At 65.9% G+C, this 16,612-nt stretch carries 15 protein-coding genes; 11 read left to right on the plus strand and 4 right to left on the minus strand.

All coding sequences use genetic code 11. The annotated features are described in order from the left end of the window. Positions 1–14: 14 nt before the first annotated feature. The 3 genes from ABFX23_RS08970 to ABFX23_RS08980 are packed head-to-tail and all read right to left on the minus strand — an operon-like array spanning position 15 to position 2,666. Positions 15–815, minus strand: a complete 801-nt coding sequence (locus tag ABFX23_RS08970) for an SDR family NAD(P)-dependent oxidoreductase (RefSeq protein ID WP_346032756.1) — start codon at positions 813–815, stop codon at positions 15–17. Then, positions 815–1,591: an SDR family oxidoreductase gene (locus ABFX23_RS08975; RefSeq protein ID WP_346032757.1), complete on the minus strand. Its 777-nt coding sequence runs from the start codon at positions 1,589–1,591 to the stop codon at positions 815–817. Before ABFX23_RS08975 ends, ABFX23_RS08970 begins: the two co-directional genes overlap by 1 nt. A 31-nt stretch (positions 1,592–1,622) precedes the next feature. Further along, entirely contained in the window at positions 1,623–2,666 is a 1,044-nt protein-coding gene (locus ABFX23_RS08980; RefSeq protein WP_346032758.1) for a phosphotransferase family protein, read from the minus strand. 118 nt (positions 2,667–2,784) lie between these two features. On the opposite strand from ABFX23_RS08980, the gene ABFX23_RS08985 reads away from it, so the two are divergent. The 7 genes from ABFX23_RS08985 (at position 2,785) to ABFX23_RS09015 (ending at position 10,173) form a co-directional block, all read left to right on the plus strand. Next, on the plus strand, positions 2,785–4,059 hold the full coding sequence (locus ABFX23_RS08985) for a TetR/AcrR family transcriptional regulator (protein WP_346032759.1): 1,275 nt from the start codon (positions 2,785–2,787) through the stop codon (positions 4,057–4,059). Then, positions 4,056–4,868, plus strand: a complete 813-nt coding sequence (locus ABFX23_RS08990) for a tyrosine-protein phosphatase (RefSeq protein WP_346032760.1) — start codon at positions 4,056–4,058, stop codon at positions 4,866–4,868. Before ABFX23_RS08985 ends, ABFX23_RS08990 begins: the two co-directional genes overlap by 4 nt. 13 nt (positions 4,869–4,881) lie before the next feature. Further along, positions 4,882–5,880, plus strand: a complete 999-nt coding sequence (locus ABFX23_RS08995; RefSeq protein ID WP_346033035.1) for an NADPH:quinone oxidoreductase family protein — start codon at positions 4,882–4,884, stop codon at positions 5,878–5,880. A gap of 98 nt (positions 5,881–5,978) precedes the next feature. Continuing rightward, positions 5,979–6,989: an NAD(P)H-dependent flavin oxidoreductase gene (locus ABFX23_RS09000; protein ID WP_346032761.1), complete on the plus strand. Its 1,011-nt coding sequence runs from the start codon at positions 5,979–5,981 to the stop codon at positions 6,987–6,989. Continuing rightward, positions 6,986–7,918, plus strand: a complete 933-nt coding sequence (locus tag ABFX23_RS09005; protein WP_346032762.1) for a hypothetical protein — start codon at positions 6,986–6,988, stop codon at positions 7,916–7,918. Before ABFX23_RS09000 ends, ABFX23_RS09005 begins: the two co-directional genes overlap by 4 nt. Then, positions 7,911–8,774 (plus strand): crotonase/enoyl-CoA hydratase family protein, encoded by an 864-nt coding sequence (locus ABFX23_RS09010; RefSeq protein WP_346032763.1) that lies wholly within the window; start codon positions 7,911–7,913, stop codon positions 8,772–8,774. Before ABFX23_RS09005 ends, ABFX23_RS09010 begins: the two co-directional genes overlap by 8 nt. 121 nt (positions 8,775–8,895) lie before the next feature. Further along, entirely contained in the window at positions 8,896–10,173 is a 1,278-nt protein-coding gene (locus ABFX23_RS09015; RefSeq protein WP_346032764.1) for a spinster family MFS transporter, read from the plus strand. A 20-nt stretch (positions 10,174–10,193) separates the two neighbouring features. On the opposite strand, the gene ABFX23_RS09020 is transcribed toward ABFX23_RS09015, so the two are convergent. After that, a complete protein-coding gene (locus ABFX23_RS09020) occupies positions 10,194–10,871 on the minus strand; it encodes a GntR family transcriptional regulator (protein ID WP_346032765.1) in 678 nt (225 codons plus the stop codon). A 166-nt stretch (positions 10,872–11,037) separates the two neighbouring features. Between ABFX23_RS09020 and ABFX23_RS09025 the strand changes: the two genes are divergently transcribed. Genes ABFX23_RS09025 through ABFX23_RS09040 form a run of 4 tightly spaced genes read left to right on the plus strand, consistent with a single transcriptional unit; the run spans position 11,038 to position 16,610 of the window. After that, a complete protein-coding gene (locus ABFX23_RS09025) occupies positions 11,038–13,722 on the plus strand; it encodes a TonB-dependent receptor plug domain-containing protein (protein ID WP_346032766.1) in 2,685 nt (894 codons plus the stop codon). A gap of 22 nt (positions 13,723–13,744) precedes the next feature. Continuing rightward, positions 13,745–14,857, plus strand: coding sequence for a CapA family protein (locus ABFX23_RS09030; protein ID WP_346032767.1), 1,113 nt, complete (start codon positions 13,745–13,747; stop codon positions 14,855–14,857). Next, the gene (locus tag ABFX23_RS09035; protein ID WP_346032768.1) at positions 14,854–15,306 is read left to right on the plus strand and encodes a TRAP transporter small permease; all 453 of its coding nucleotides are present in this window, start codon (positions 14,854–14,856) and stop codon (positions 15,304–15,306) included. Before ABFX23_RS09030 ends, ABFX23_RS09035 begins: the two co-directional genes overlap by 4 nt. Beyond that, entirely contained in the window at positions 15,303–16,610 is a 1,308-nt protein-coding gene (locus tag ABFX23_RS09040; RefSeq protein ID WP_346032769.1) for a TRAP transporter large permease, read from the plus strand. The genes ABFX23_RS09035 and ABFX23_RS09040 overlap by 4 nt, the downstream gene beginning before the upstream one ends. Positions 16,611–16,612 lie beyond the last annotated feature (2 nt).

Consider the following 16,612-nt stretch of genomic DNA (forward strand, 5'->3'; position numbering starts at 1 on the left):
CCCCGTGCCGCCCGTCAGCCTCTCGCAAGGCCCGGAGGCCGCGTGACCGGGTGCGATGTGGAGAGCCCGCCGTCGACCACGGTGATCTGTCCGTGAACGTAGCTGGCAGCGTCGGATGCGAGGAACAGGGCGACCTTCGCGATCTCTTCGGGTTCGCCGCCGCGCCCCAGCGGGTTGAGCAAGCCGATCCTGTCCTCCAGTCCCTTCGCCCGCGCATTCTCGTAGAGCGGCGCGGTCATCCCCGTCTCGATCAGGCCGGGGCAGATGCCGTTGATCCGCACCTTAGTGCCAGCAAGCTGCTGCGCCGCCGTCTGCACCAGGTTGATCACGCCCGCCTTCGATGCCGAGTAGGGCGCAGGCCCCGCACCGGAACGCAGGCCGGCAACCGAGGCGGTGCAGACGATCGCCCCGCCGCCGCTTTCGCTGATAGCAGGCGCGGCATGCTTCACCGCGCAGAATGGACCGATCAGGTTGACGCGCAATACCTCGGTCCAGTTCGCGGCATCGCTGTCGAAGAACCCCTCCCGCGCCGTGCCGGTGATCCCGGCGTTGGCGAAGAAGATGTGGAGGCCACCGAAGGCCTCGCGCGCCTGGCTCACCAGCGCGGCGATATCGGCTTCATCCGCCGCGTCGCCCGTCATGCCGATGGCCTGCCCGCCAGCATCCTTCACCGCTTCCACCGTGTCGGCAACGCTGGAGGAGCGGTCGAACGCGACGACCTTTGCACCCTCGGATGCAAACAGCAGCGCGCTCGCCCGGCCGATGCCGGAAGCCGCGCCCGTGATGCAGGCCACCTTGCCGGAAAGCTGGCCCATTACATGCCCGATCCGATGGTGACGCCGCCGTCGATCACCATCATCTGCCCCGTCATCCAAGCGCCCGCATCGCTGGCGAGGTAGACCGCCGCCCCGGCGATATCGCGCGGCTCGCCCAGCCTGCGCATGGGGGTGACGGCGGCGGTGCGATCGTGCGCCTTCTGATCCTCCCACAGGGCGCGGGCGAAGTCCGTCTTCACCACGCCGGGGGCGATGGCGTTGATGCGGATATTGTCCTTGCCGACTTCCACGGCGTAGTTGCGCACAAGCTGGAAATCCGCCGCTTTCGAGATGTTGTAGGCGCCGATCATGGCCGATCCGCGCAGGCCGCCGATGCTGGAGACCACGATGATCGCGCCCCCGCCGCTCGCCCGCATGTCAGGCAGAGCCAGCTGCACCAGCCAGTGGTTGGAGAGCACGTTGTTGTCGAGGATCTTGCGGAACTGCTCGTCCGTGATCCCGTCCATCGAACCGTAGTAGGGATTGCTCGCCGCGTTGCAGACGAGAATGTCGATCGGGCCGAGCTTCTCGTGCGTTTGCTCGACGAGCCGTTCCAGCGCTTCCTTCTCGGAAATGCTGGCGGCGATGGCGACGGCGGTGCCCTCCCCGTGTTTCGCGTTGATCGCGGCGGCCACGTCCTCGCAGGCATCCTGCTTCCGGCTGGAAATGACGACGCGCGCGCCGTGGGCGGCCAGCTCTTCGGCGATGGCGCGGCCGATCCCGCGCGACGAGCCGGTGATGACGGCAACCTTACCGGTGCAATCGAACAGCGACATGGGATTTACTCCTTGCAATAGCTTGTAAAATTCAGGCTCCGGCCTTCTTGGCGAAATTAAGGGCTGCATCGGCCAGCGGCTCGACCATGGCGGCCTTCTTCTGCGCGTCCTTGCTGGAGGCGTTGCCGTCGATGATGCGCTTCTTGATGCCCTGCAGGATGCCGACGAGGCGGAAGAGATTGTAGGCGAAGTACCAGTTCATGTCGGGCACGCTGCTGCGGCCCGTAGCCTCGCAATACCGGCGGGTGATCTCCTCCAGAGAGGGGATGCCCAGCTCCTCCAGGTCCAGCCCGCCAAGCTGCGCGTTGCGACCCTGCCGGGGCAGCGCCCAGTTCATCGCGAGGTAGGTGAAATCCGCCAGGGGATCGCCCAGCGTGGAAAGCTCCCAGTCCAGCACCGCGCGCACTTCCGGCGCATCGGGGGCGTAGATCAGGTTGTCGATACGGTAGTCGCCGTGGATGATGCTGGTGCGCTCCTGCTCGGGCACGGTGTCGGGCAGGAACTCGATGAGGCCTTCGACGGCAGCAAGGTCGTCTGTCTGGGAAGCGCGGTACTGCTTGGTCCAGCGGCCCACCTGCCGCTCGAAATAGTTGCCGGGTGCCCCGTAGCCGCCCAGTCCCGCTTCCTGCGGATCGACGGCGTGGATCCGCGCCAGCGTATCGACCATCGCGTGGTAGATGGGGGCGCGTTCCTCCCTCGCGCAATCGGGCAGCGCGCCGTCCCAGAACACCCGGCCTTCCACCATGTCCATGATGTAGAACGGGGAGCCGATGACGCTTTCATCCTCGCACAGCGCATGGGGCTTCGCCACCGGCAGACCGAGCGGGTGCAGCGCGCTGATCAGCCGGAACTCGCGCTCCACCGCATGAGCGGAAGGCAGGATCCTGCCGAACGGCTTGCGCCGCAGGACGTAGCTCTTCCCGCCACACTCCATCCGGTAGGTAGGGTTCGACTGGCCGCCGGAAAACTTAACGACCTTCTCGATCGCCCCTTCAAGCGCGGTATTTTCACCAAGCCAACGCGCCAGGCTGTCACCATCGAGATCGGCAAACTGTTCCTGGCCGCTATCAGTCATCTAGGCACCTCGTTTTATGCATTTGAGGATACCATACGTTCGAAACTTGGCCGAGGACAACCAATTTCCGTTTATCCTTTTGCTTGGCGAACGAGCCCGTTTGCGGCATGGAAGACCGATGGACGCGAAAGCAATCGAGACTTCCGGGGCGGCAGGGGGACCCCAGCGCGGACAGCGTTACCGGCGCAAGCGCGATGCCTTGCTGGATGCGGCGACGAACCTGATCAACGAGCACGGTGCCAAGGCGACAACCCTGCAGGCCGTGTCGCAGGCCGTGGAACTGAGCACCACCAGCGTCACCTACTACTTCCCGCGCAAGGACGTGCTGGCCGCCGCCGTGTTCGAACGCGCCATTGGTCGCCTGCGCGAATACGTGGACGAGGCGGCAAAGGAAGGCACACCCCGCGAACGCGTGCGCCGCCTGCTGCAGCTTCACATCGACCTGCGCGCCGCCGTGATCGATGGCTCCGATGTGCCCATCGCCACGCTGTCCGAAGTGCGCACGCTGGACGATGCGATCCGCGAGCCTTTGCTGGAGCAATACGTAGACCTGTTCCGCGCCACGCGTGCGCTGTGGGGCGATTTCCCCGAAGAGGCGAAGCCGCTGATCACGGCGCGAACGCACCTGTTGCAGGAAACCATTTTCTGGATGCCGGTGTGGCTGGCGCGTTTCCCGGCAGACGAATTCCCGCGCGTGCACCGCCAGTTGTTCGACCTGTTCGACCACGGCCTCGCCCTGCCCGAAACCGCATGGTCGCCGATCGCATTGCCGCCCGGCGCGGACGGAGAACCCGTCGGCGACGAGGAGCGCGGCGCGCCCAATTTCCTTGGGGTCGCCACCCGGCTCATCAACGAGAGCGGCTATCGCGGGGCCAGCGTCACGCGCATCGTCGAGGAATTGCAGGTGACGAAGGGCAGCTTCTACCATCACCTCGACGCAAAGGACGACCTGATCGCCGAGTGCTTCCGCCGCTCCTTCAGCCGCATGGCCGCGGTGCAGCAGGCGGCCGCCAGCGCGGGCGAGACGCAGTGGCAGCATCTCGAAGCGATGATGGCGCACTTCATGGACCTGCAGTTCGAGGGCGAATTCCCGCTCACACGTACATCTGCGCTACAGGCGCTGCCCGCCGACGTGCGCACCGAAGTTCTGGCGAAATCCGACCAGACCGCGCTGCGTTTCGGCAATACGCTGGTGGACGGCGCGCAGGAGGGATCGATCCGCGTGGTGAATCCGATGATCGCCAGCCAGACCATCACCGCCATGCTCAATTCCGCCTACGACCTGCGCAAATGGGCGGCCACGATGGAGCGCGAGACCGCGATCCGGCTCTACGCCTCGTGCCTGACGCGCGGCATGTTTGCCGATCCGGACACCATCCTGGCCGGGGAATGACTCTCGGGCCGGAAGACAGGGCGCGCATCGTCGAACTCGAAGGCGCAGCGAACTTCCGCGATTTCGGTGGCTATCCCGCAAGAGACGGCCGGAAAGTGCGGCGAGGCGTATTGTTCCGCTCCAACCGTCTGTCGCAACTGACAAAAGGTGACATCGCCGCGCTCGAAGCGGCGGGAATCGCCACCGTGTTCGACCTGCGCGCACCCCGCGAGCGGGAGGCCGACCCAACCGCGTGGCAAGCCTCGCACCTCGCATTCCATACGTGGCCGCCAGGGCACAAGCGACGGCTTGTCGACATGGCGCGGGACTATCCGCAGGACGCGGGCGGCGCAGAAGCGCTGATGCTGGATTTCTACGCCGAGCTTCCGCGCACGATGAGCCACGCCTTTTCCGGCATCATCCGGCACATCGCCGACAGGGCCGCGCCGTGCATCATCCATTGCTCGGCAGGCAAGGACCGCACCGGCATGGCGGCGGCGCTGGTGCTGAGCGCGCTCGGCGTGCCACGCGATCTCGTGCTGGACGACTACGCGATGACCGACAGGATCGTCGCCAGCGAGGACGACATGGCGCGCTCCCTGTTCACCGGCCGCGATGGCGGCGCGCGGGCGCAAGGCGCCATGCGCGAGGCGTTTCCGCCCGAAGCGATTGCCGTGATGCGATCGGCCCGGCCCGCTTTTCTCGAAAGCGCCTTTGCCGGGATCGACCGCGAGTACGGATCGCTCACCGCCTATTTCGAGGCCATCGGCATCGACGATGCCGTGCAGGCCGCGCTGCGGTCGCGGCTGCTCGAACCCATCCCTTCGTAACGGAGTAAAGATCATCAAGGCACTGCTCTCGCGCCAACCCGGCGGCCCCGAAACGCTGGAACTCACAGAGGTCGACGCGCCCACGCCCGGCAAGGGCGAACTGGCGGTGCGCGTGCTCGCCTGCGCGATCAACTATCCCGACGTGCTGATCATCGAGGACAAGTACCAGATGCGCCCGCCCCGCCCCTTCGCGCCCGGCGCGGAATTCGCCGGCGAAGTCGTTGCGGTGGGCGAGGGCGTGGAACGATGGACCGCGGGCGACCGGCTGATCGCCGTCACCGGCTTCGGCGGATTGGCGGAGCAGATCGTCGTCGACGCGCAGCGCGCATTCCGCCTGCCCGAGGGAGTTGACCCGGTGGAAGGCTCCGCCCTGCTGATGACCTATGCCACCACCATCCATGCGCTGAAGGATCGCGGCGAGCTGAGCCAAGGCCAGAAACTGCTGGTGCTCGGCGCGGCGGGCGGCGTGGGGCTGGCGGCGGTCGAGATCGGCAAGGCCATGGGCGCGCGCGTCGTCGCCGCAGTGTCGAGCGAGGAGAAGGCCGAGGCGGCGCGTGCGGCGGGCGCGGACGAAACGCTGATCTATGGTCGCGCGCCGTTCGCCAAGGATGAAAGCAAGGCGCTTTCCGCCGCGTTCAAGGAAGCCGTGGGTCCTAGCGGCGCCGACGTTATCTACGATCCGGTCGGCGGCGACTATTGCGAGCCTGCGCTACGCAGCATCGCGTGGGAGGGGCGTTACCTCGTCGTCGGCTTCCCGGCGGGCATCCCGAAGCTGCCGCTCAACCTGACGCTGCTGAAAAGCTGCGACGTGCGCGGGGTGTTCTGGGGCGGCTTCGTCATGCGCGATCCGCGGCGCAATGCCGAGCATGTCGAACAGCTGATCCGCTGGTGGCAGGACGGCACGATCAGCCCCCGCATCGACCGCACCTACCCTTTGCAAGAAGGCGGCGCGGCAATCCGGCGACTGGCGGAACGCAAAGCGGTAGGCAAGGTGGTCGTAACCCTCGGCTGACCATACTTCTCCTTCGGCTGATACCTAATGCCTAGGGCGCTTCCACATTCCGTGCATTCAAAAAACGCGAATTGCCCGTTGCCAGCGGGCGCTTCGTGATGGATGATGCCGATCACGAATCGCGTGAGGGAGAGAGCATGCGCAACCGGTTCACCGCAATGTTCGGGGTGGAGCATCCAATCATGATGGGCGGCATGCAATGGGTGGGCCGCGCGCCGCTCGTCGCTGCCGTCGCGGAGGCTGGTGGCCTTGCCGTGCTCACCGCGCTGACGCAGCCCACGCCGGAAGACCTGACGAAGGAAATCGCCGCCACGCGGGAGCGGACGGACAAGCCCTTCGGCGTCAACCTCACCATCCTGCCGACAATGAAGCCGCCGCCCTATGCCGAATACCGGCAGGCGATCATCGAGGCGGGCATCTCCATCGTGGAGACCGCCGGACACCGCCCGCAGGAGCATGTCGAGGACTTCAAGGCCAACGGCGTGAAGGTGATCCACAAGTGCACCGCCGTGCGCCATGCCCTGTCGGCGCAGCGCATGGGCGTGGACGTGATCTCCATCGACGGTTTCGAATGCGCGGGCCATCCGGGGGAAGACGATATCGGCGGCCTGATCCTGATCCCCGCCGCCGCCGACGCGCTGGATATCCCGATCATCGCCAGCGGCGGCATCGCCGACGGGCGCGGGCTGGTGGCGGCGCTGGCGCTGGGGGCCGAAGGGGTGAACATGGGCACCCGCTTCCTCGCCACGCAGGAATGCCAGATCCACGCGAACGTGAAGGACAAGATCGTCGCCAGTACGGAGCGGGACACGAACCTCATCTTCCGCAACCTCCACAACACCGCCCGGGTGGGCAAGAACAGCGTCTCCGACGAGGTGGTGGACCTTCTTTCGCGGCCCGATGCCGAGTTCCAGGATGTCGCTCATCTGGTGGCCGGGGCGCGCGGGAAGAACGTGATGGAGGAAGGCAACCTCGACAACGGCCTGTACTGGGCTGGCATGGCGCAAGGGCTGATCCACGACGTACCGACCGTGGCCGAACTGATCGGGCGCATCATGGAAGAGGCGCGCGGCATCGCCGCCCAGCGCCTGCCGGCCCTGCTGGCATGACGGGGTTCAGGACCGATATCGTGCGCGACGGCGACACGCTGACGGGGCCATACCGTCGCCCGCGCCAGATGCTGGGCGCGCAATCGGTTTCGGGCAGCGCGTCGATCCACGACGATGGCACCGCGCAGAAGCTGGGCTTTTCCGGCGGCACGATAGAGGGGCCGACGCATTTCTCGCAGTTCGAACCGCTGGCCGAAGCCCTGTGGGGCGAGGAATGGCGGCGCACCGGCTGCATCTCCGCCCATTACCGCGCGCCCGTGTTCGAGGGCGAAGCCGTACGCGGCCTGGCGAGCGTGGACGAAGAGCGGCCCGACTACGCCGCGATCCGCATGGAGAAAGAGGACGGCACGGAAGTTCTCACCGGCTCCATGTCGGTCGGCCCGGATGCCCCGCTCAGTTTCCTGCGCGCCCGCCTCGCAAGGCTGGAGCCGCTGGCCGATCCCGTGCTGGTGGCAGACGTGCCCGTCGGCACGCGCACCTCGCGCAAGGCCGTCACGATGGATCGCGACACGCACATGGGCGACCTCTACCCCTTCAGCCTGGCCGACAAGCTGGAGGCCATCACCGAACGCAACACACGGTTCGAGCGCGAACTGCCGTTCGAAATGATCTCCGTGCTGGCGAACTCCATCGCCGACCACGAGCCGTTCGCCGTGCGCCGCCCCAGCGTCGGCCTGTTCGCGGACCAGGAAATCAGCCTGCGCGACGGGCCGCTGCTCGTCGGCGAAACCTACGAGATCACCCGTGAGGTGATCGCCCGCACCGGCAGCCGCAAAACCGAGTCGCTGTGGGTCGAATACCGCATCTTCCGCCCCGGCGGGCAGCGCCCGGTCGCGACCATGCTGCTCAATCTCGCCTCGCTGAAGGCGAGCTACCCCGATTATGAAGAGGACGCCCGCGCGCTTTATGGAGAGAAACTGGATGGCTGATTTTCAGACCCTCGATCTGGCGATCGACAGCGGACTGGCGGTGGCGACGTTCAACCGGCCGGACCAGATGAACACCTTCAATCCGGCCATGATCAGGGACCTGCTTGCGCTGTTTGACCTGACCGATGCGGACGACGCCGTGCGCGCGGTGATTCTGACAGGTTCCGGCCGTGCGTTCTGCGCCGGAGCCGATCTCGGCAGCGGGGGCGACACTTTCGACTACGACAAGCGTACGGGCCGCGAAGACGTGGGTGGGCCGGACCGCGACGGCGGCGGCATGGTGACGCTGCGCATCTTCCGCAGCCTGAAACCGGTGATCGCCGCGTCCAACGGGGCGGCGGTTGGCATCGGGGCGACGATGCAACTGCCGATGGACTGGCGCATGGCTGCCGAGGATTCGCGCTACGGCTTCGTGTTCTCCCGCCGCGGGGTGACGCCGGAAGCCTGCTCCGGCTGGTTCCTGCCGCGGATCGTGGGAATGGCCAAGGCGCTCGACTGGACATTCTCGGGCCGCGTCTTCGGCGCTCAGGAAGCAGTGGAGGCAGGACTGGTCCAGTCGCTCCATGCGCCCGAAGCCCTGCTGGATGCCGCGAAGGAAAAGGCGCTGGAAATGACCTCCGCCTCCGCGCCCGTTTCGGTGGCGCTGGCCCGGCAACTGATGTGGCAGGGTCAGACGATGGCGCATCCGATGGACATGCACCGCGTGGACAGCCGCGTCTTTGCTTCGCGCGGGCGATCTGCCGACGTGCGCGAAGGCATCGCTGCCTTCAGGGAGAAGCGCGATGCGCGATATCCCGACACCGTTTCCACTGCGATGCCCGACATGGGCTGGGCCGAGGAGCGGCCCTTCGCATGACACCCTTTCGCTCCACAACGCCGCGCCCCACTCCATCTCTCGGGACGCGCTGTTTCGGGCGAAAGGAGGCCGGGTCCGCCGATCCGGCCTCCGACCATTTCCCTATCCAGGACTACGCAGCATGACGCAAACCGCAGACGCTCCGGCACGAGCACTTCCGGCAAGGGCCAGCATCGTCCTGGCCATGCTGCTGCTGGTCTACATCTTCAATTTCCTCGACCGCATGATGCTGTCGATTCTGGCGGCGCCGATCCAGGCCGACCTCGGCCTGTCGGACAGCGAGATGGGTCTGCTCGGCGGTCTCGCTTTCGCCGTCCTCTATTCCACGCTGGCCGTGCCGCTCTCCGCCGTGGCAGACCGCACCAGTCGCAGCTGGGTCATCACCATCGCGCTGGTGTTCTGGAGCGCGTTCACCGCGCTGTGCGGCATGGCGCAGAACTTCCTGCACATCTTCCTCGCCCGCGTGGGCGTGGGCGTGGGGGAGGCGGGCGGCGTCGCGCCCAGTTATGCCATCATCGGCGACTACTTCCCGCCGCGCCGCCGGGCGACGGCGCTGGCGATCTATTCGCTCGGCATTCCCATCGGCAGCGCCATCGGGGTGATGGGCGGCGGCTGGATCGCCTCGACGATCGACTGGCGCGTGGCCTTCTTCGTGATGGGCGGCCTAGGCATTCTGATCGCGCCTGTGTTCAAGCTGCTGGTGAAGGACGTGCCGAGGCCGGAAAGCTCCGATGCGAGCTCGCACGGTGGGCAGTCGATTGGGTCGGTGTTCCTGATCCTCGCGAAGAAACCCTCGTTCTGGTTCATGGCCTTCGGCGCGGCCTTCAGCTCGATGCTCGGCTATGGCATCGGCTTCTGGAAACCCAGCTTCCTGATCCGCAGTTTCGAGCTGGACCTGTGGGGCGCGGCGCTGTTTACCGGCGGCGTGCTGCTGATCGGCGGGGTGACGGGGATGCTGGCGGGCGGCGCACTGGCAGACAGGCTGGGCAGCAACCGCAAGTGGTATCCGCGCCTGCCCGCCATCGCCTTCATCGTGGGCGCGCCGATCTATGCCGCCGGCGTGCTGACAGACAGCCTTGTCGCGGCCTTCCTGCTGTTCCTCATTCCGCAGGGCCTGAATTACGTCTGGTTCGGCCCCGTGCTGACGGCGGTGCAGCACTTGGTGGAGCCTCGCGCGCGGGCGACGGCCTCGGCAATCTTCCTTCTCATCAACAACCTGATCGGCCTTGGCGGCGGGATCTACGCGCTCGGCCTGATCTCGGACATTTACGCGCCTGTCTACGGCGATGAATCGCTGCGCATCTCGATCCTTACCGCCCTGCCGCTCTACATCGTGGCGGGCATCCTGATGCTGCTCGCCACCCGCAGCATCACGCGCGACTGGGTGGAGGAGAAATAGCCTGCGTTCGCCGCGAACCGTCAGTTGCCGAACAGCGCCTTGTCGAGCGAGGTAAGGAACTCCAGCCCGTTTTCGACGTGCTGCCGCATCGCTTTCTCCGCCCCTTCGGGATCGTCGTTCATGATCGCATCCAGGATCGCGCGGTGATCCTCAATGGCCTTCGTCATCCGGTTGCCGCGATAGAAGCTCTGGAACAGCAGGTGATGGACCGGCGTGTTGAGGCGCGAGACCAGTTCCGCGATCACGTGGTTGCCGGTGACGCGCATGATCATCGAATGCCAATCGGAGTTGAGCTTGCCGAACTGTTCCGCCGACCCTGCCTCAACGCAGGTCTCCATCTTCTCGGCAATTTCGCGCAATTGCTGCTTGTCGTCGTCCGTGGCCACGCGAGTGAAATCGGCAGCGCAGATACCTTCCAGTGCCGCACGGGCGCGGTAAAGCTGGCTCACTTCCTCCAGCGACGCCTCGCGCACCGAAGCGCCGCGAAATTCCTCGATCTCCAGCAGGCCCTCGGCAGCCAGCCGCTGGAACGCCTCGCGCACCTTCGAGCGGCTTCCCCCGGTTCGGCGGATGATGTCGACCTCCACCAGGCGCTGCCCCGGCACGAAGCGGCTGGCGCGGATCTGCGAGCGGATCCAGTCGGCAATTTCGGGAGCGGGCGGGCCGCTTTTGGGCAAGGCCTTGGCAATTTCGTCCATGTCCGGAAACTGACACCTTGCCAATGATATTGTCAACAATTTCGTCATCCACTTTTCGCTTGCGGATGACGCGCCCCAGCGGGAAACAACGGGCCGCAGCGGGCCGAGGGTCCGTCATTATTCGCGAACCGGACAGCAAGTTTCGGGCGGATTTGGGAGAGAAGCTATGACCAGGGGTAAGAAAAGTTTCGCGGCGTTCCGTAACGCGCTCTACTGCGGCGCCTCGGTGGCCGCAGCCTGCCTGGCAACCCCCGCGATGGGGCAGGAGCAGGACAACGAGGTCGATGGCGAAGAAGTCATCATCGTCACCGGCAGCCGCGTCAGCACCGGGGAAGCACCCGTCGGTGCCACTGCGACCGTGCTAGGCCGGGACGAGATCGAGAATTCCGGCGCCGTCACCATCGACCGCGTGATTCGCGAACTGCCGCAGGTCTTCGATCTCGGCGTTTCCGAGAACTCGCGCGGGCAGGCCGGCGGTTCGGGCAACATCACCTACGGCAACAGCGTGAACCTGCGCGGGATCGGTCCCTATGCAACGCTGGTGCTGATCGACGGCCACCGCGTGGTGAACAACAGCCGCTCGACCGACCCATCGGTATTGCCGACGTTGGGCGTGGAGCGGATCGACGTCGTCGCCAATGGCGCTTCGGCCATCTACGGTTCCGATGCCGTGGCGGGCGTGGTGAACATCATCCCGCGCCGCTCGCTCGACGGGGTCGAGGCGTTCGGTCGCTACGGCACGTCGGAGGACGGCGCATTCGACGAATGGTCTGTCGGCGCGGCCGCCGGCTTCCGCTTCGATCGCGGACAGGTCATGTTCGCCTACGAGCATGTCGAACGCTCCAACCTGAGCGGCGACGACCGGGATTTCTTCGTTTCCGACCAGACGCCGTTTGGCGGCAACGACTACCGCGTTACCCGCTGCGCGCCGGGCACGCTGATCGCCAACGGCACCACCTATGCCCTGCCCGACCAGTACACGCAGGCCAATGCCGGCGCCATCGTGGCGGGCACTGCCAACCTTTGCGACGGCCTGATCGGGCAGGACCTGATCCCCGAGCAGAAATACGATTCATTCAACTCGACCGGCACCTTCGAACTGACCGACTGGCTCGAGATTTTCTACGACGGGTTCTATTCCAAGCGTAAATTCACCCGGCTCAGCGCGCGGCCTTCCACCCGGCTGACCGTGCCCGAAACCAACGCGTTCTTCGTGCGCCCGCCGGGCTTTACCGGCACCAGCTATCAGATCGACTACAGCTTCGCTGACGACGTCGATCTCACCAAGTCGGAAGGCTCGGCCGAAAGCTGGCAGATCTCGCCCGGCCTGCGCGTCGAACTGCCGTTCGACTGGACCATCGAGGCGCTTGTTGCCTACGGCGAAACGCGCGATTTCTCCGGCTCCTACGACGGTGTGAACAACGCTGCCCTCAACGCGGCGCTCGCCAGTTCCGACCCCGATACCGCGTTCGATCCCTACGGCGGCGGGCGCACCAGCCAGTCCGTTCTAGACAACATCTTCAACCAGATCTTCCTCGCGCCCACCAACGGGCAGCTGACTTTCTACGAAGCCGGCGCCAGCGGGCCGCTGTTCGAGCTGCCCGGCGGCGAGGTTCGCCTGGCCGTCGGTTACGAACGGCAGGAATTCTCGGTCGACCTCGGTGTTGCCCGCGGCGCGCCGACCAACCAGATCTCGTTCCGGACCTTCGACCGCAAGGTCGACTCGGTCTATGCCGAAATGCTGCTTCCCCTGTTCGGCGGCAGCAACGCGCGGCCCGGTTTCGAGGAGCTGGAATTCGTCGCCGCCATCCGTCACGACAGCTACAGCGATGCAGGCAACACCACGAACCCGCAGTTCGGCGTCAACTGGATGCCGACCGACCGCCTGACGCTGCGCGGCAGCTACGGCACGTCGTTCCGCGCGCCGACGATCCCCGAGATCTACGGGAACAGCAACAATCTGTTCGTGCAGAACTACCAGAACCCGGGCGGCGGTGCGCCGATCGTGGGTGTGGCCCTCTCGGGACCCAACCTCGACCTCGGCCCCGAAACCGCGACCACGTGGTCGTTCGGTGCCGACTGGGAGCCGGTGGACCGACTGCGCCTCTCGCTCACCTACTTCGACGTCGCCTACGACAACCAGGTGAGCGCGAACCTGTCGAACCTCGCCATCCTCGGCCAGGAAGCGCAGTTCGCCGGGACCGGCGTCGTCCTTCGAGGTCAGGCCGCGCAGGACCAGATCCAGTCCCTGATCGACTCCGGCGTGAACGTCCTCGGGGCATTCCCGGGCGGCAGCCTTTCCAACATCGACGTGTTCGTGGATGGCCGCTCGCGCAACCTCGGCAAGTCGATCACCCGGGGCATCGATTTCAGCGTGAACTACATGCTCGACCTAGGCCCCAACGACCTGCTGCGGCTGGGCGCGTCGGGCACCTACCTCACCGATTACGAGGTCGCCGTCGCGCCGCAGGCCAACCTTACGGATCAGCTCAACATCATCTTCCAGCCGTTGCGCTTCAAGGCCCGAGCCTTTGCCAACTGGGACCACGGTCCGATCTCCGCACGCGTCATGGCGACCCATGTCGGTGGCTATACCAACAACCTGGTGACACCGTCGCAGGACGTCGATAGCTTCACGCCGGTGGACCTGACGCTGACCTGGCGCGTGGCGGACAGCTTCGCGATTCCGATGGCCGACCTTGAACTGACGGCGGAGGTGCGCAACCTGTTCGATGCCGATCCGCCCTACGTCAACCTGGCGCCTAGCGGTAACGGCAGCGGCGGTTACGATGCGACGGCGGCCAACCCGATCGGGCGTCAGTTTGCAATCGGGGCGCGTGTCCGCTTCTAACGGCCGCAAACAGGGACGCAAAATGCCAGAAGTGATATCCGTGGCCGTGACCGGCGACCTGGTTCTCGACGAGCCGAACGCCGGGCACTGGCTCTCGGGTATCGCTTCTGCATTGCGCGGTGCCGATCTCGCCATCGGTCACCTCGAAGTCCCTCATACCGCAAGCACGGTGGAACTTGCAGGCGACGTGCCCGCGCCGGGCGCCCCCATCGAGAACCTGGAGGCCATTGCCGAGGCGGGCTTCGACATGCTCACGCTGGCCGGAAACCACATCGCCGATTGCGGGGCGCAAGGCATTGCCGAGACTGTCGCCGAACTGGACAGGCTGGGCATCGCCTGCTGCGGCGCGGGGATGACTCTGGAAGATGCGCGCCGCCCCGCCTGCGCGGAAGCATGCGGACAGAAGATCGCGCTCCTCAGCTACAACTGCATCGGCCCGCAGGCGGCATGGGCCACGGCGGAGCGCGCAGGCTGTTCCTATCTGCCTCTCACGACGCAGGACGGCACCGAGGTCACCCCGATGGCCCCCATCGAAGGAGTCTCGGCGGAGGCTTCCAACATCCTTGCCGCTGGCATCGCAGAGGCGCGAGGCCACGGTGCCGATCACGTCATCGTGGCGCTGCACAAGGGCGTCGTGCACACCCCCGCCCGCATCGAACCCTACGAGCGCGTCCTTGCCAAGATGGCGATAGAGGCCGGTGCCGACGCGGTAATTTCGCACCACGCGCACATCCTTCGCGGCGTGGAGTTTCACAAGGGCAAGCCGATATTCCACGGTCTAGGCAATGGATGCGTTGTCACCCGCGCGCTCTCGCCGGATCAAGACCACCAAGCGCGCAGCGAATGGGCCCGCAAGCGCAAGGAACTGTTCGGTTTCGAGCCCGACCCCGCTTATCACCTGGCACCCTTCCATCCCGAAGCGGTCAATGCCTTCATCGGAATGCTGCGCCTCCAGCGCGGCAAGGCGCCCGAAGCGGCCATCGTGCCCGTTCACATCGAGGCGCCCGGCCGCCCCGTGCTGGCGGACGGCGACAGGGCCGACGATATCCGGCGCTATGTAGAAGAGATCACCAGCCGCGCAGGGCTTCCTCCGATCCGCATTGCAGACGACGGCAAGCTGGAGACGGCACGATGAGCCGCTCGCTCAAGGCGGCCATCTGGCTCGGCGGCATTGCCCTGCTCGCAGCGACCGCGATCGACACGCTGGCCGTGATCGGTCGTCACCTCGGCATACCCGTCACCGGCTCCATCGAGCTGATGCAGGCCGCCGTGCTGGTGTCGGGCGCGCTGGGCCTGACGATCGCCACGATCGTCCAATCCCACGCGCGGGTGCGGCTTTTCGTCGACCGGCTCTCTCCTGCGGGGCAGGCCATCGCGGACAAGGTTTCCGACACCCTTTCGCTAATCTTCTTCCTCGCGCTCCTGATCGGGTCCGCATGGATTTCCATGGACCTGTGGGATGCGCATGAGAAAAGCGAGATATTGGGCGTGCCGTGGCGGCTGCTGCGCCTGTTCGCCAATGCCTGCCTGATCGTCGCTGCGGCCAGCCTGGCCGTGCGGATCGCCAGGAAGGTGCAGTCATGATCGATACCGCGGGCACCGGACTTGTCGGCATCGTCGTGCTGTTCGCCTTGCTGCTCGCAGGGGCGCGGATCGGCACGGCGCTGGGCCTCGTCGGTCTGGGCGGCCTTGTCCTGATCCTCGGTCCGGAGGCTGCGCTGATCAAGGGCGGGGTCGTGGTGGTAGACACGCTGACGCGCTACGAACTGGGCACCCTGCCGCTTTTCCTCTTCATGGCGCACATCTTCTTCTCTGTGGATGCCAGCAGGGATCTTTTCGATGCTGCGGCAAAGCTGGTGGGGCACCGGCGTGGCGGGCTCGCCTATGCTTCCATCGCTGGCTGCGGCGGGTTCGGCGCGATCAACGGCTCCAGCCTCGCGACCACGGCCACCGTGGGCCTTGTCGCCTATCCAGAAATGAAGCGGCGTGGCTATGACGACAGGCTGTCCACCGCCACCATCGCCGCGGGCGGCACGCTGGGACAGATGATCCCGCCCTCGGGCGCGCTGATCGTATTCGGCATCATTGCCGAGCAGTCCATCGGCCGGCTTTTTACCGCCGCCATCATTCCGGGGATCACCCAGGCGCTGATCTATGCCGTGGTCGTCTTCGTGCTCGTCCGCCTGAGGCCGCAGCTTGCGCCACCCGGCGAGCGGGCCGAGTGGAAGGATCGCTGGCGCGCCCTCGGCCGGATCTGGCAGATCGCGGCGCTGGTGCTGCTGGTGATCGGCGGCATCGCATTGGGCTGGTTCAGCCCGCCCGAAGCGGCTGCCATCGGTGCATCGGGCGCGCTGCTGATCGCTGCCCTGCGCCGCAAGCTGACCCGCGAGAACCTGTTCAACGCCTTCCATGAAACGCTGCGCACTACCGGCCTCATCTACCTGATCGTGATCGGCGCGCTGATCTTCTCGGCCTTCGTCGGCGTGACAGGGCTGGCGGAAGCCGCCGGGAACCTCGTCGAGGGAATGGGCACCGGCACATTCGTCACCCTGCTCCTGGTGGCACTCCTGCTGCTCATCCTTGGAACGGTGCTGGATGGCCTCGCCCTGATGCTGCTGATGACGCCGATCCTGCTTCCCATCGTGGAGGGCACCGGGATGACGGCGATATGGTTCGGCATTTTCCTCGTGCGCGCGATGGAAGTCGGCTTCCTCACGCCCCCCTTGGGCATCAACCTCTATGTCATGCAGGGCGTGGCCAAGGACATCTCGATCAGCAGCATCTTTCGCGGCGTGTTGCCGTTTCTCGCGGGTGATTTCTTCCACCTGGTGCTGATCGTCCTTTTCCCGGCCATGGTCCTGTGGCTGCCACAAATGCTCGGAACCTGAAG

It is taken from the genome of Erythrobacter westpacificensis (assembly GCF_039542285.1).
GTDB classification, from domain to species: Bacteria; Pseudomonadota; Alphaproteobacteria; order Sphingomonadales; family Sphingomonadaceae; genus Alteraurantiacibacter; species Alteraurantiacibacter westpacificensis.